A 14,304-nucleotide genomic window follows, 5' to 3' on the forward strand; every position below is an offset into this window, starting at 1 on the left:
AATTAGTGATGAGCGATAGCAACAAAGCAAGCGCCGAGCAGTTAGCGGCATGGGACGCCCTGGCGACCAAGCAAATGAAGGGTAAAAGTCCCGCTGATCTGATTTGGGAAACGCCAGAGGGTATCCCCGTTAAGCCTTTGTATACCGCGGCTGACATGGTCGGCCTCGATCACGCAGATACCCTGCCTGGGATGGCGCCCTATGTGCGTGGGCCGCAGGCAACCATGTACGCAGGTCGTCCCTGGACTATTCGCCAGTATGCGGGCTTTAGTACCGCGGAGGAGTCCAACGCTTTTTACCGAAAAGCATTGGCTGCAGGAGGGCAGGGAATATCTGTTGCATTCGATCTTGCGACGCACCGGGGCTACGACTCTGATCATGAGCGCGTGACGGGTGATGTGGGTAAGGCGGGGGTAGCGATCGACTCCATTGAAGATATGAAGATTCTGTTTGATGAGATTCCTTTGGATAAAGTCTCTGTGTCGATGACCATGAATGGTGCGGTATTGCCCGTGCTTGCGGGATACATCGTGGCAGCTGAAGAGCAGGGCGTCGCTCAGGATCAACTCGCAGGCACTATCCAGAACGATATTCTGAAAGAGTTCATGGTCCGCAATACCTATATTTATCCACCGGCACCGAGCATGCGGATTATCGGTGACATCATTTCTTATTGTTCGGCGAACATGCCGCGTTTCAATACCATTTCGATCTCCGGGTATCACATACAGGAGGCCGGAGCCAACGCTGCGCTGGAGCTCGCCTATACCTTGGCGGATGGCAAAGAGTACATTCGCACAGCGATTGCCGCGGGACTGGGAATTGACGATTTCGCGCCACGCCTATCGTTTTTCTGGGGTGTGAGCATGAACTTCTACATGGAGATCGCCAAGATGCGCGCGGCCCGTCTCCTTTGGAGTGAGATCGTTGCCGAGTTTTCTCCAGAAAATCCCAAGAGCTCAATGCTGCGAACCCACAGCCAAACGTCAGGCTGGTCCCTCACGGCGCAGGATCCCTACAACAACGTGGTGCGCACGACGATCGAAGCTATGGCAGCGGTTTTCGGCGGTACCCAATCCCTGCATACCAATGCACTGGATGAAGCGATCGCATTGCCTTCGGAGTTTGCTGCCCGTATTGCCCGCAACACTCAACTCATTCTTCAGGAAGAGACCGGTATAACCAAGGTTGTTGATCCCTGGGGAGGCTCTTACATGATGGAGTCCCTAACGCAGGAGATTGCCGACAAAGCTCGAGAGCTTATTCAGGAAGTCGAAGATGCCGGTGGCATGGCCAAGGCTATCGAAACCGGTATGCCCAAGCTGCGTATTGAAGAAGCTGCTGCACGGAAGCAAGCGCGTATTGATCGCGGCGACGATGTCATCGTGGGTGTGAACAAGTATGCGCCTACACAGGAAGACCCTATCGACATCCTGGATATCGATAACGCGGCGGTGCGTGAAGCGCAAATTGCCCGGCTACAGGAGATTCGAGGCTCCAGAGATAAGGCGGCCGTGGACAAGGTGCTGGCTGATATCACGGCATGTGCGGCCGGTGGCCCGGGTAACTTGCTCGAGCTATCCATTAACGCAGTGCGGCTCCGTGCTACCGTTGGCGAGATATCCGACGCCATGGAAGCCGAGTTTGGGCGATTCACCGCGCATGCTCAAACGGTGTCAGGTGTTTACGGTGCCGCGTTTGAGGATGATGAGAACTGGAAAATGATTAGCGCTGACATTGATAGTTTCGTCGAACGCCATGGGCGTCGCCCACGTATGCTGGTTTGCAAAATGGGCCAGGACGGGCACGACCGCGGCGCCAAAGTGGTAGCGACGGCCTTCGCGGATGTGGGCTTTGATGTTGACTTGTCGCCCATGTTTTCTACCCCGGCTGAGGTGGCAAGACAGGCTGTGGAAAACGATGTGCACGTCGTAGGCGCATCAAGCCTGGCGGCGGGGCACAAAACACTGATTCCGGAGTTGATTGCTGAGTTGGCGAAACTCGACGCCAGCGAGATTGTTGTCATCGCCGGAGGCGTTATCCCCGAGCAGGACTACCCGGCGCTAAAAGAGGCGGGCGTACAAAGCATTTTTGGCCCTGGCACAGCAATACCCGAGGCCGCACGAGAAGTACTTGAGGCGGTCAACGCGGCCACGGAGTGACTGAGTGCCTGCGCTCGACACCAATAGTATTCTGGCGGGGAATCGTAGAGCGCTTGCCAAGGCAATAACGCTGACGGAAAGCTCCTTGCCTGCCCATCGCGAGGAGGCTCAAACACTCCTCGAGGCGCTGTTACCGCACACCGGCAAGAGCATTCGCATCGGTATTAGCGGCGTGCCGGGCGTAGGCAAGTCCACATTCATTGAGTCCTTTGGACAGCTGCTTTTGTCAGCGGGGCATCGCCTGGCTGTATTGGCCGTGGATCCCAGTTCACCGGTAGCTGGCGGATCCATCATGGGTGATAAGACCCGCATGGAACAGCTGTCTCTGGAGGAGAACGTTTTTATTCGTCCTACTCCCTCGGGCGGAACACTCGGTGGTGTTGCGCAAAAGACGCGTGAAACCATGCTGCTCTGTGAGGCCGCGGGCTATGACGTAATCATCGTGGAGACCGTAGGGGTAGGGCAGTCGGAATTCCAGGTCGCGGGCATGGTGGATTTCTTTATGCTCCTCATGCTGCCCGGCGGTGGCGATGAGCTCCAGGGTATTAAGAAAGGCATCGTCGAGATTGCCGACGCTCTCGTGATCAATAAATCGGATGGTGAGGGCGCCGGTATTGCTGCTGCCACGGAATCCCAGTATCAGTCTGCCTTTGGCCTGCTGAGAAGCGAGGCCCACTGGACTCCTGTAGTCACGCGCTGCTCAGCTCTGGAGAAGACCGGTCTTGATGAGGTTTGGAGCATCATTAAGTCCTACGTGACGTCGACCACAGAATCGGGTTTCTTTGCGCATCAACGGGCCACGCAGAACCGGCAATGGATGCATCAGTTAGTGCAGTCAATGCTGTTACGGCGTCTCAAGGAGAGTGCAGCCGTAACAGCGGAACTTCCGAAGCTCGAGTCCGAAGTCGAGGCGCAGCGCATTACGCCGTACACAGCCGCGCGGCGGGTTATCGACTTGCTCAATAGTGCTTAGGCATGGCATACCGCGCCCTCGAAAAGCTGATGAACCTGCACGATGGCTACCGAAAGGTCGTTACTGTCCGTGGGCGTCAGTTGTTACTTCTTCAGGAGGGAGGGGCTCTGCACTTGATTGATCGCCATTGTCCCCATCAGGGGCAGGCGCTGGATGGGGCGCGCGTTGATAGCGGCCTGCTTACCTGCCCAAAGCACGGCATCCAGTTTTCTTTGCGAAGCGGCACCGCCAGCGGTCATGAATGTGCGGCTCTGGGGGTGCACACCGTGGTTTATGAGGGAAACACCGTAGGTGTCGATGAGTAGAGCGTTTGCAGTGCGCTAGATCGCGGCCGCTGTTTATCAGTCCCTCAAATGGATAGAGCGCGAAACTCCGGATCAACGTGACCCAGGCGCCAGAGTTCATCAAATCGGCTAAGCGACGCCTCGCTACGTGGGCGATCGTTAGGCCGATAGAATCCGAAATCAGCGTCACTGCTAGGTAATTCAAGCAGGCTGTCGCGATCCCTCACGACCAATGTCTCGCCATTCCACTGTGGGTGCTCTGCCAGCCGGCGAATCTCTATGCGGCTTGGCAGGCGTCGACTGAGGGCTAGCAAGCGATGTCCCCTTTGAACAATCGCCCGCGCGTCCTGAACCAGAATTTTTACATGGCTCAGATTGCCGCCCCGCAGAAACGCCCTGATGGCGGTGGCAAGGTCTTCCTGATCAAAGACTCGATTGTCGAGATTCGGACTCAATATGCGTAACTCCCGCCGTGCGTGGTGAGCCTGCGCAACCACGAGCTCCGCAAAAGGATCTGGATAACGCAACTGCATGATTGCTTCATTCCACCGCCGGTAATCCAGTGTGCTGCTCATATTGAGGTGTTTGATGCCAGCTTCATCGAAGGGCTCGCCGTCAGCAACAAAGCCTGCGTTTTCATAAAACCGCACAGCGTCAATCTGGGCGTGGAGATAAAGGTGTCTGTCACCACGCTGTCTTGCGAGGCTTACAAGCTGGCTGAGGAGCCTTGCGCCGATACCCTGACCTCGGTATTGGGCGATAACAGCCAGTCTTCCAACGCGCCCGTCGGCCAACAGGCGACCACAGCCAATGGCCACACCTTTGAGTTCGGCGATGACATGGATAGCCTTGTCGTCGCGCCCATCCCATTCGATGTCTTTGGGAACGCCTTGCTCCAGCACAAATACTGCGCTTCTCAGACGCTCCAGTTCGGCGGCATCTGCGGACCATAGCGCCTCTCGTACCAGTACTTCCTGGGACTCAGTCATAGAAAAAAATCGCCCCTTCAGTATAGAGCCAGAGTAGGAGGCCCCGAGCGGCATCATGGGCGTTCAGTGTCTCTTCGAGAAGAACGTCTTCATTGCCACAGAGGGCTTCTAAAGTCTTCTGGAGAGCCACAGGGGCGTCGTGAGTGCAGCCGTGGGCGAACACCAGCAACTCATCGTTGCGCGCATGCCATGCTATTCGGCTCTCGGGCGTTCGGGCAACCCAGGTACCTTGCTCCTCGAGATTAAGTTCAGTGGCAGGGTCGGGCGCCGGGTCGGAGCCGGCTGCACTGTTGGTTATCGCCTCACCAAACCAGCGAGGGTCGTCGTTATCAAACACGCTAAGGAGCTGCGCTCGAGCGAGATTCAGATCTTCTGTGGTGATCTCCCCCGCGTGCTTTGCCGCTTCTCTTGCCGGATCCTGAAAAAGGAGATCGTCCTCCAGGTCCGTGAGGCGATTATCAGCCCAGCGGGCGAGGAGATCACTTTGCCGCGGCGCTCTAAACCCGATAGAGAAGCTTGTGGACTCGCCTACACTGGTACCGTAGTGCGCGATCCCAGGGGGCACATAAAGCACGTCGCCTGTATTCATTAGGTATTCACTGTGTACTTCGAAATCCGCCAGAAGCCGTAAGTCCGTGTCCTGCAGGAGGGGGCTCTCTCCGTTGCACAAACCGCCTATCTGCCACAGTCGCTGACCGGCGCCCTGAATTATAAATACATCATAGTTATCGTAATGCGGACCGGCGCTCCCGCCGTCTGTCGCGTAGCTCATCATGACGTCATCCAGACGCCAGGTGGGGAGAAAACGCACAGCGTGAAGAAGCTCGGCGGCGTCATCCCAATGCTGGTCGACACCGTGCACCAATAAGGTCCAGCTACCCGGTCGATCATAGCTGTTTGTCGTAAACGGACCGCGTTCCTGATGCCAGCTGTAACCCTCATGAACGACAATCCTGCTATCGAGCCCGGACTCCATGGCAAGTCCGGCAAGCTCATCGCCGTCGGCGGGTACTTCGAAGTTCTCAAAACCCCCGGGAACAAACAGATGCTTACGCTGCCAGTACTGCGCGAGAAACTCCGTAACGTCCAGCTGCAGGCGATAGCGAAGCACCGCTCTAGATGTTCCTCGCCTGTTCAGCGGCGTTACCCACGTAGCTCGCGGGGGTCAGTTCCCGAAGCCCTTCCCGGGCTTCTTCGGGTATGTCCAGGGTGTCTATGAACTCACGAATACGCTGGGCAGTAACTCGCTGTCCCCGGGTGAGGGCCTTAAGTTTTTCATAGGGCTCTTCCACTCCGTAACGACGCATAACGGTTTGTATAGGTTCTGCGAGCACTTCCCAACTGGCATCCAGGTCGTCGTCCATGCGGGCGGGGTTGCTTTCCAGTTTACCTATCCCTTTGGCGAGGGACTCCAAGGCGATGAGCGTGTAGGCAAAGCCAATGCCCATATTGCGAAGCACCGTGGAGTCACTGAGGTCGCGCTGCCAGCGGCTGACCGGGAGCTTATCGCTAAGATGCGTGAACACCGCATTTGCCAGACCCAGATTGCCTTCGGCATTCTCGAAGTCGATGGGATTGACCTTGTGCGGCATGGTGGAAGATCCGATCTCACCCGCAACGGTTCTTTGCTTGAAGTAGCCCAGAGAGATGTAACCCCAGACATCCCGGGAAAAGTCGAGCATGACGGTATTGGCGCCACCAATGGCATCGAAGAGTTCGGCCATGTAATCGTGCGGTTCTATCTGGGTGGTATAGGGATTCTGCTTAAGTCCCAGGTTTGCGATGAAAGCCGCACTGAAAGCTTCCCAGTCAATATGGGGGTAACTCGCCAAATGGGCGTTGTAGTTACCCACAGCGCCGTTCATTTTGCCCAGCAGCGGCACGCTGGAGATGCGCGTAAGTTGTCGATTTAAGCGCGCTACGCTATTGGCAATCTCCTTACCCATGGTCGTGGGGCTGGCCGTTTGTCCATGGGTGCGCGAAAGCATCGGCTGCTCGGCAAGATCCCGGGCCATTCCCGAGAGTGTTGTGGCCAGCTTTTCAAACCCGGGCATGAGTACCTGAGTGAGCCCGTCGCGAAGCATGAGCGCGTGAGAGAGGTTATTGATGTCTTCGGAGGTGCAGGCAAAGTGTACAAACTCGCTGATACGCTGCAGTTCTTCATCGCTTTCAAAGCGCTGTTTTATAAAATACTCCACGGCTTTCACGTCATGATTGGTCGTGGCTTCTATGGCCTTAATGTCCGCTGCGTCATCCACTGAAAAGTTATCGGCGATGCCCTGAAGGCGCGTAACGGCCTGTGGCGATAGCGGCGGGACTTCGGTGATGGCAGGCTCGCGCGAAAGCGCCAGTAACCAATGTACTTCCACCACAACGCGACGGCGGATAAGGCCATACTCGCTGAACATGTCCGCCAAGGGGCGGGTCTTGCTTGCGTAGCGGCCATCTAATGGTGTGACGGCAGTGAGAGGGCTTAAAGGTAGATCGTCCATGGATAGGTGTTTTCCTTTCTGTGCTTTAGACGAGGCCTAGGCCACGAGATAATTCCTGCGCGCTTTTGAGCATTGTCTTTCTCTGCAGAGCCAACTTCCAGCGTTTGCCGCCGAGCTGCCGCCAAAGGTAGGCCGAACGTATGCCAGCTAACAACAAGCTGCGGACGATGTCGGCGTTCTGGCTGTTTTCCAGATGTTGAGCACTGCCCATTACCTTGATGCGCTGTGGGAGCTTACTGAAGGTGTCCTGATAGACGCCGGATACGCTGTGACAAACGTCACCCACATGATTGGCAAAGTGCTCAGCGCGAAAGTTCGCATGCTCCAAACGGGATCGCACGACATTGCGTAATTGCTCATCTGCCGCAAAACGACGCTCCAGGTGCAGGATGTTAAAAAAGTAGCGAACCACATCTCTTTGCTCAACTTCCTGCTGGTTGGCCAGCAGAGCACAAAGGTTTTGCAGGCCCAGTCTGGCGCCGGCGAGTCCCTTAAAAATATCTTCAGCGTGTTCCAGGTCAAATACGAACAGGCTGTGTACGGAGCTCTCTAAAAATTCCAGCGGATAGCTGCCGGTTTTGGAAATCTGATCCACCATGCGGGCAGCCTGAGCCACACCGGCTAAAGCGATGGTCTGTTCTCGTAGTTCACTCATGCTGTCAAGGCCAGGTTTGCTGAGGTGGTGGTGATGACGCCACCGCCCAAACACACCGTATCGTCATAAAGAACGACGGATTGTCCGGGCGTGATGGCCCGCTGAGGTGCATCGAAATGTATCCGATAGCCGTTGTTTTCCGCCGTAACGACGCACTCCTGATCAGGCTGGCGGTAGCGAACCTTGGCTTGGCAGCGCAGTGGCAGTGAGGGAGGCTGCCCGCTTATCCAGAACAGCTCCTCGGTCCACAGCTCCTGAGAAAACAGCGCTGGATTCTCGTTGCCCTGAACCACCCACAGAACTTTATCGCCAAGATCTTTGCCGGCCACGTACCAGGGTTCCTCGTTGTGTGCCGCCAATCCTCCAATGCCGAGCCCCTGGCGTTGCCCGATGGTGTGATACATCAGGCCGCTGTGCTCGCCGATCGTCGCTCCATCAAGGGTTTTGATCAGTCCCGGCTGAGCGGGGAGGTATTGTTGCAGGAAGTCTTTGAATCGGCGCTCACCAATAAAGCAAATACCCGTGGAGTCTTTTTTGTCGTGCGTGCGCAAATTTGCAGCGGCGGCCCTGGCTCGCACTTCCGGCTTTTCTATTTCACCCAGGGGGAACAGCGTTTTCGATAACTCGACGTGCCCCACGGCGTGGAGGAAGTAGCTTTGATCCTTATTGTTGTCCAGGCCTTTGAGGAGTGCGGGGCGCTCGTTCACAACGCCGCGTCTCGCGTAGTGACCCGTGGCGATACGATCGGCGCCGAGCTCCAGTGCATAGTCAAGAAAAGCGCGAAACTTGATTTCTCGATTGCAGAGGATGTCGGGGTTAGGTGTACGTCCCGCTTGATATTCCGCCAAAAAGTGCTCGAACACATTGTCCCAGTATTCGGCGGCAAAATTAGCTGCGTGGAGTGTGATTCCCAGCTTGTCTGCGACAGCCTGGGCATCCGCGTAGTCGGCCTTGGCCGTGCAATACTCGGTGCCATCATCCTCATCCCAGTTCTTCATGAACAGGCCTTCCACCTCGTAACCCTGTTCCAACAGCAATAGGGCGGCAACGGAAGAGTCGACTCCTCCGGACATGCCTACTATGACTTTTTGGGATGCTGCCATGCGCTGTGATTACGATCCGGATTGCTGTTTTAACGGCGCTGCATTCTAGCAGACTGCGGCGCTGGTGCTTAGCGCGTCAGCGCCTTCGGGGCTTGCGTTTTTGAGGTGTATGGGGAGCCCCTTGTGGGAGATTTACTACGACGGTTCGATGTTGTCCGGGAGAGAGGTCGTCAAGGGACCAATCTCCGATGCGGGTCCTGATCAAGCGCAGCACAGGGAAGCCCACACTGGCGCACATGCGCCGGACCTGACGATTGCGACCCTCCTGGATCGACAATTCTATCCAACTTGTGGCTTGGGTTATGCGCTCTCTGATGGGCGGGGTGCGATCCCAAAAGGTTGGACTTGCGAGTCTCTGAACGCGTGCGGGTCGTGTCAGGCCATCTTTAAGGGTGACGCCATTCTTTAAGCTGCTTATGGCCTCCGGGCTTATCTCACCTTCCAGCTGCACCGAATAAGACTTCCACAGTTTGAATCTGGGGTCGGCAATGCGCTGTTGAAGACGGCCATCGTTACACAACAGTAACAGCCCCTCAGAGTCATAATCGAGGCGGCCGGCGGGGTAGTAACCCGGCTCGGTGATGTAATTGGCCAGCGTGTCTCGCTCTGATGCGTCGGTAAACTGGCTCAGCACCCGATAAGGCTTATTAAAAAGAATGAGCTTGGCCATTAATGGAAATTCAACGAAAAGGCCGCCATGTGGCAGCGCATTCTGATAAGATGGCTCGCGATTTTTGGGAGCTCGGAGGGTTCAAAAGACCCGCGTTGTGCAGTTTCAGTCTGCCTCTCATTGATCGCCTCTGTGCTTTCATCGGATAGCGTCTTTTGACTGGATTCCGATGAAGTTTGCAGCGTTTATAAAACGGAAATTTGATGTCAGAGCATCCTTCAAAAGACGGTGTGTTCTGAATGCCTAACAACAGTAATAGCCAAGCCTGGAGTGAATCTATGGGTTATCAGCATATCAATGTGCCAGAAAGCGGCACGCGTATCACCGTTAACGACGATAACAGTCTCAATGTACCGGACAACCCGATTATTCCGTACATCGAAGGAGACGGTATCGGCGTAGATATTAGCCCGGTGATGATAGATGTCGTTGATGCGGCAATTGAGAAGGCTTACGGCGGCGACAAAAAGATCTCGTGGATGGAAATATACACCGGCGAAAAAGCAGCCGAGCTGTATGAAGGGGACTGGTTCCCAGAAGAGACACTCGATGCCATCAAAGAGTACTCGGTAGCCATAAAGGGGCCTTTGACCACGCCGGTAGGTGGAGGCTTTCGTTCTCTGAATGTCGCCCTGCGACAGGAGTTGGATCTCTATACCTGCCTGCGACCCGTACGTTGGTTCGAAGGCGTGCCTTCGCCTGTGAAAGCGCCCGGCGATTGCAACATGGTGATCTTCCGTGAGAACTCCGAAGACATCTACGCCGGCATTGAATACGAAGCGGGCACTGAAGAAGCTCAAAAGGTCGTGGATTTCATTATCAATGAAATGGGCGCCACCAAGATTCGCTTCCCGAACAACGTCGGTATTGGCATCAAGCCCGTATCCGAAGAGGGCACCAAGCGCCTGGTGCGCAAGGCGATTCAATACGCCATCGATCAAGATTTGCCTTCAGTGACACTGGTACACAAGGGCAACATCATGAAGTTCACCGAGGGTGCGTTCCGTGACTGGGGCTATGAGTTAGCTCAGGAAGAGTTCGGTGGCGAACTCCTTGACGGTGGTCCATGGGTCTCAATGAAAAACCCGAATACGGGAAAAGAAATCATCGTTAAAGACGTTATTGCCGATGCGATGTTGCAGCAGATCCTGACGCGTCCCAAAGATTACTCTGTGGTAGCAACGCTGAATCTCAACGGTGACTATCTGTCTGACGCCCTGGCGGCGCAGGTCGGTGGAATCGGCATTGCACCCGGCGCGAACCTCTCTGACAAGATCGCCTTGTTCGAGGCAACCCACGGTACGGCACCCAAGTACGCCGGTCAGGACAAAGTGAACCCCGGTTCTCTTATCCTTTCTGCAGAAATGATGCTCCGTCACATGGGATGGAACGAAGCCGCTGATAAGATTATCGACGGTATGAATGGAGCGATTCAAAACGGCACAGTCACCTATGACTTTGAGCGTCTGATGGACGGTGCGACGCTGGTAAGTTGCTCAGGATTTGGCGAGAAGATCATCGCGTCTATGTCCTAAAGAGTTCCGAAAATGGTGTGGGCTGCTATTTAGAGCCGTCCAACAGCAAAACCCGCCCGGGCAGCCGCGGCGGGTTTTTTGTTGTCAGCGCTTTCGGCGTCCCGCTGTGAGGCAGGTCCACTGAACTTTTTTCGGGGTTTGAGCTTATTTCGGGGGACTGGCCTCTGGACCCTCGCGCTCGCTTTCAAAAGCCTTATAATCGGAGCAATGCAAATTAAGCGTCATTTACAACATCGCAGCCCCCCATGCCGGATAAATGCTGGTGGCTCGCTTCTGGCTTTACCGTCCCAGGCTTCTGTCGCCGATGTACAAGTCCTCAGGGGAATCTCAGACAACGAGGTTTCTGCCCATTGGCGCATGGCGTCTCGTAATGAAGACAGCGATCAGAATGATCATGGCGGTTTGGCACTGGAGGAGGCGAAGCCCAAGCTCAAGCGGCCGCCACTGTACAAGGTTGTCCTCCTTAACGATGACTACACGCCCATGGAGTTTGTTGTTGAGATTCTTGAGGTGTTTTTTAAGATGAATCGCGAGCAAGCCACGCAGGTGATGCTTACGGTGCATACTCACGGCAAGGGGGTATGCGGGATTTATACAAAAGATATTGCAGAGACCAAGTCTGCCCAGGTTAACCAGTACGCGCGAGATCACCAGCATCCGTTGCTGTGTGAAATCGAAGCATCCGAGGACTAGCTCATCGAAGGAGATAGTGCATGCTAAGTAAGGAACTAGAACAGACGCTGAATGACGCTTTTCGCGCAGCGCGTTCCCGGCGCCATGAATTCATGACCGTGGAGCATCTGTTACTTGCACTGCTCGACAATAACGACGCCATTCGCGTGCTCAAAGCCTGTGGCGCTGAGCTCAGCGGTCTCCGTGGAGACCTGGTGGAATTTATTGACTCCACGACGCCGCTCATTCCCGAAGAGGAACAGGAGCGCGAAACTCAGCCGACGCTGGGCTTTCAGCGCGTGCTACAGAGAGCCGTTTTTCATGTGCAGAGCTCGGGACGAAGCGAAGTGACCGGAGCAAATGTGCTGGTCGCCATTTTCTCAGAGCAGGAATCACAGGCGGTTTACTTCCTGAAGACGCAGAGCGTTTCCCGCCTCGACGTCGTGAACTACATTACCCATGGTATCTCCAAGGTAGACGAAGACGGTGAGCAGGGCGGTGGTGAGTCTGAGCCGGAGAGAACCGAGACGTCTGCAGAGGAGGGCGAAAGCAACCCTCTGGACAGCTTTGCTACGAACCTGAACGAGGAAGCGCGGGAAGGTCGTATCGATCCTCTTATAGGCCGATCCGCTGAGGTCGAGCGTGTTATTCAGGTGCTGGCTCGTCGTCGCAAAAACAATCCGCTGCTGGTCGGCGAGTCCGGGGTAGGAAAAACAGCGATTGCCGAGGGACTGGCCAAACTCATAGAAGACGGCGAGGTCCCCGACATGCTCAAGGGCGCCGAGGTGTACTCCCTGGACTTGGGTTCACTGCTTGCCGGCACCAAGTATCGCGGTGACTTTGAGAAGCGTTTTAAGGGACTCCTTGCGGAGCTTAAGCGTCGTGAAGGCGCGGTCTTATTTATCGACGAAATCCACACCATCATCGGTGCTGGTGCTGCCAGTGGCGGCGTGATGGATGCGAGTAATCTACTCAAACCTCTGCTCACCTCTGGCAAGCTGCGCTGCATTGGCTCTACGACCTTTCAGGAATATCGAGGTATTTTTGACAAGGACAAGGCACTCAGCCGGCGTTTTCAGAAGATCGATGTTATGGAGCCCAGCCCCGACGATGCCTACAAAATCCTCAAGGGTCTCAAGTCGCGTTTTGAAGAGCATCACGGACTTCGTTATACCGATCAGGCTTTGCGTGTGGCGACGGATCTGTCAGCCCGTTACATCACTGACCGCTTCCTGCCGGACAAAGCCATTGACGTTATAGACGAGGCGGGCGCTTATCAGCAGCTTCAATCGCCTTCCAAGCGTAAAAAGGTGATTGGAAAACACGATGTAGAAGCAGTAGTGGCCAAGATTGCGCGTATCCCGCCAAAGTCTGTGAATCGCAATGACAAAGATGTGCTGCAGAAACTAGAAAGCAATCTGAAGATGGTTGTGTTTGGTCAGGACGCGGCTGTGAGCAGCCTGTCCACCTCCATCAAAATGGCCAGGGCAGGCCTTAGAGGCGGCGACAAGCCCATCGGCTCATTCCTTCTCGCCGGCCCCACCGGTGTCGGTAAAACCGAGGTCACCCGACAGCTGGCGAAGATTTTGGGTCTGGAGCTCATCCGGTTCGATATGTCGGAGTATATGGAACGGCATACGGTGTCCCGACTTATTGGTGCTCCCCCCGGATATGTAGGCTTTGATCAGGGCGGCTTGCTCACAGATGCAGCGACCAAACATCCGCACGCCGTCGTCTTGCTGGACGAAATCGAGAAAGCCCACCCCGAGGTTTTCAATCTGCTGCTGCAGGTGATGGATCACGGCACCTTGACGGACAATAACGGACGCAAAGCAGACTTCAGGAACATCATCCTGGTGATGACCACAAACGCTGGCGCGGAGACCATTAGTCGTCGATCCATTGGTTTTACCGCTCAGGACCACAGCACCGATGGTATGGAAGCCATCAGTCGGATGTTCACGCCGGAGTTTAGAAACCGCCTGGACAGCATCGTGCAGTTTGAGCCCCTGGGCGAGGATGTCATTCTCACCGTTGTCGACAAATTCCTTGCGGAACTTCAGGGCCAGTTGGATGAAAAGCGTATAACGCTGGACGTCGACGAAGACGCTCGCCTGTGGCTAGTCGAGAAAGGCTACGATCAGCACATGGGTGCGAGACCCATGGATCGCGTCATACAGGACCACATCAAAAAGCCCCTGGCCGAGATGGTGCTCTTTGGCGCTTTGGCAAACTCCGGAGGCACGGCGCTGGTGCGACTCAATGCGAGTGGCGACGGTCTGGATGTCACTGTTCCTGAGGCCGAAAACTCGCCTGAAGACGAGCTGGCAATGAGCTAGGTTTTTAAAGGCGGAGGAGGTTGGATCCGTCGTCATTAGCGCGATTGCTTTTGCTCTGTTGATAGAGCCTATCGCGCTACATTTTTACGGATATCCGCTGGTCTGGAATTCGGGTATCCGCTAGTCTGGAAAATGCAGCTTAGCGCTCGCGGTAAGTAATGCGACCTTTCGTTAGGTCATAGGGAGTGAGCTCTACGCGAACTTTGTCTCCCGTGAGAATACGAATGTAGTTCTTACGCATCTTTCCTGAGATGTGCGCAGTTACCACGTGGTCATTCTCAAGCTTTACGCGGAACGTGGTGTTAGGCAGAGTGTCCACCACTTCGCCTTCCATTTCGATCTGATCTTCTTTAGCCATTATTCAGTTGGGTCTACAGTAAAAAATCAGCGCGCATTCTGCCCGAAAAGCCTTCCAAGAGCCACCGTAATA

The 14,304-nt window shown here is 55.2% G+C and carries 13 protein-coding genes; 6 read left to right on the top strand and 7 right to left on the bottom strand.

The features are described 5' to 3' along the window. Nucleotides 1-8 precede the first annotated feature (8 nt). The 3 genes from scpA to ACTG39_RS07395 are packed head-to-tail and all read left to right on the top strand — an operon-like array spanning nucleotide 9 to nucleotide 3,440. On the top strand, nucleotides 9-2,162 hold the full coding sequence (gene scpA / locus ACTG39_RS07385; RefSeq protein WP_439106896.1) for a methylmalonyl-CoA mutase: 2,154 nt from the start codon (nucleotides 9-11) through the stop codon (nucleotides 2,160-2,162). 4 nt (nucleotides 2,163-2,166) lie between these two features. After that, nucleotides 2,167-3,135 carry a methylmalonyl Co-A mutase-associated GTPase MeaB gene (gene meaB, locus ACTG39_RS07390; RefSeq protein WP_439106898.1) on the top strand — a complete coding sequence of 323 codons (969 nt, stop codon included), beginning with the start codon at nucleotides 2,167-2,169 and terminating at the stop codon, nucleotides 3,133-3,135. 2 nt (nucleotides 3,136-3,137) lie between these two features. Beyond that, nucleotides 3,138-3,440 (top strand): Rieske (2Fe-2S) protein, encoded by a 303-nt coding sequence (locus ACTG39_RS07395; protein WP_439106899.1) that lies wholly within the window; start codon nucleotides 3,138-3,140, stop codon nucleotides 3,438-3,440. Nucleotides 3,441-3,484: 44 nt separating this feature from the next. Here ACTG39_RS07395 and ACTG39_RS07400 read toward each other — a convergent pair whose 3' ends face one another. The 6 genes from ACTG39_RS07400 to ACTG39_RS07425 all read right to left on the bottom strand — a co-directional run bounded on the left by ACTG39_RS07400 (nucleotide 3,485) and on the right by ACTG39_RS07425 (nucleotide 9,328). Then, nucleotides 3,485-4,408 carry a GNAT family N-acetyltransferase gene (locus tag ACTG39_RS07400; RefSeq protein WP_439106901.1) on the bottom strand — a complete coding sequence of 308 codons (924 nt, stop codon included), beginning with the start codon at nucleotides 4,406-4,408 and terminating at the stop codon, nucleotides 3,485-3,487. Next, on the bottom strand, nucleotides 4,401-5,519 hold the full coding sequence (locus ACTG39_RS07405) for a cupin domain-containing protein (protein ID WP_439106903.1): 1,119 nt from the start codon (nucleotides 5,517-5,519) through the stop codon (nucleotides 4,401-4,403). The genes ACTG39_RS07400 and ACTG39_RS07405 overlap by 8 nt, the downstream gene beginning before the upstream one ends. Before the next feature lie 4 nt (nucleotides 5,520-5,523). Beyond that, on the bottom strand, nucleotides 5,524-6,900 hold the full coding sequence (gene purB, locus ACTG39_RS07410; protein ID WP_439106905.1) for an adenylosuccinate lyase: 1,377 nt from the start codon (nucleotides 6,898-6,900) through the stop codon (nucleotides 5,524-5,526). Between the two features lie 25 nt (nucleotides 6,901-6,925). Further along, nucleotides 6,926-7,555: a high frequency lysogenization protein HflD gene (hflD, locus tag ACTG39_RS07415; protein ID WP_439106907.1), complete on the bottom strand. Its 630-nt coding sequence runs from the start codon at nucleotides 7,553-7,555 to the stop codon at nucleotides 6,926-6,928. After that, nucleotides 7,552-8,658, bottom strand: coding sequence for a tRNA 2-thiouridine(34) synthase MnmA (gene mnmA / locus ACTG39_RS07420; protein ID WP_439106908.1), 1,107 nt, complete (start codon nucleotides 8,656-8,658; stop codon nucleotides 7,552-7,554). The genes hflD and mnmA overlap by 4 nt, the downstream gene beginning before the upstream one ends. A 76-nt stretch (nucleotides 8,659-8,734) precedes the next feature. Continuing rightward, a complete protein-coding gene (locus ACTG39_RS07425; protein WP_439106909.1) occupies nucleotides 8,735-9,328 on the bottom strand; it encodes a pseudouridine synthase in 594 nt (197 codons plus the stop codon). Nucleotides 9,329-9,606: 278 nt separating this feature from the next. Between ACTG39_RS07425 and icd the strand changes: the two genes are divergently transcribed. The 3 genes from icd to clpA all read left to right on the top strand — a co-directional run bounded on the left by icd (nucleotide 9,607) and on the right by clpA (nucleotide 13,874). Further along, entirely contained in the window at nucleotides 9,607-10,863 is a 1,257-nt protein-coding gene (gene icd / locus ACTG39_RS07430) for an NADP-dependent isocitrate dehydrogenase (protein WP_439106953.1), read from the top strand. A gap of 357 nt (nucleotides 10,864-11,220) precedes the next feature. Then, a complete protein-coding gene (gene clpS / locus ACTG39_RS07435; RefSeq protein WP_439106910.1) occupies nucleotides 11,221-11,556 on the top strand; it encodes an ATP-dependent Clp protease adapter ClpS in 336 nt (111 codons plus the stop codon). 20 nt (nucleotides 11,557-11,576) lie between these two features. After that, nucleotides 11,577-13,874, top strand: coding sequence for an ATP-dependent Clp protease ATP-binding subunit ClpA (clpA, locus tag ACTG39_RS07440; protein ID WP_439106911.1), 2,298 nt, complete (start codon nucleotides 11,577-11,579; stop codon nucleotides 13,872-13,874). A 139-nt stretch (nucleotides 13,875-14,013) separates the two neighbouring features. On the opposite strand, the gene infA is transcribed toward clpA, so the two are convergent. After that, the gene (gene infA / locus ACTG39_RS07445) at nucleotides 14,014-14,232 is read right to left on the bottom strand and encodes a translation initiation factor IF-1 (protein WP_008295635.1); all 219 of its coding nucleotides are present in this window, start codon (nucleotides 14,230-14,232) and stop codon (nucleotides 14,014-14,016) included. Between the last annotated feature and the right edge of the window lie 72 nt (nucleotides 14,233-14,304).

The organism is Congregibacter sp. (assembly GCF_965662665.1).
GTDB lineage: Bacteria > Pseudomonadota > Gammaproteobacteria > Pseudomonadales > Halieaceae > Congregibacter.

Coding starts and splice junctions, on each gene's coding strand:
- clpS (WP_439106910.1), top strand. CDS start 11,221: ATGGCGTCTCGTAATGAAGACAGCGATCAGAATGATCATGGCGGTTTG.
- hflD (WP_439106907.1), bottom strand. CDS start 7,555: ATGAGTGAACTACGAGAACAGACCATCGCTTTAGCCGGTGTGGCTCAG.
- clpA (WP_439106911.1), top strand. CDS start 11,577: ATGCTAAGTAAGGAACTAGAACAGACGCTGAATGACGCTTTTCGCGCA.
- scpA (WP_439106896.1), top strand. CDS start 9: ATGAGCGATAGCAACAAAGCAAGCGCCGAGCAGTTAGCGGCATGGGAC.
- icd (WP_439106953.1), top strand. CDS start 9,607: ATGGGTTATCAGCATATCAATGTGCCAGAAAGCGGCACGCGTATCACC.
- mnmA (WP_439106908.1), bottom strand. CDS start 8,658: ATGGCAGCATCCCAAAAAGTCATAGTAGGCATGTCCGGAGGAGTCGAC.
- ACTG39_RS07400 (WP_439106901.1), bottom strand. CDS start 4,408: ATGACTGAGTCCCAGGAAGTACTGGTACGAGAGGCGCTATGGTCCGCA.
- ACTG39_RS07395 (WP_439106899.1), top strand. CDS start 3,138: ATGGCATACCGCGCCCTCGAAAAGCTGATGAACCTGCACGATGGCTAC.
- purB (WP_439106905.1), bottom strand. CDS start 6,900: ATGGACGATCTACCTTTAAGCCCTCTCACTGCCGTCACACCATTAGAT.
- infA (WP_008295635.1), bottom strand. CDS start 14,232: ATGGCTAAAGAAGATCAGATCGAAATGGAAGGCGAAGTGGTGGACACT.
- ACTG39_RS07425 (WP_439106909.1), bottom strand. CDS start 9,328: ATGGCCAAGCTCATTCTTTTTAATAAGCCTTATCGGGTGCTGAGCCAG.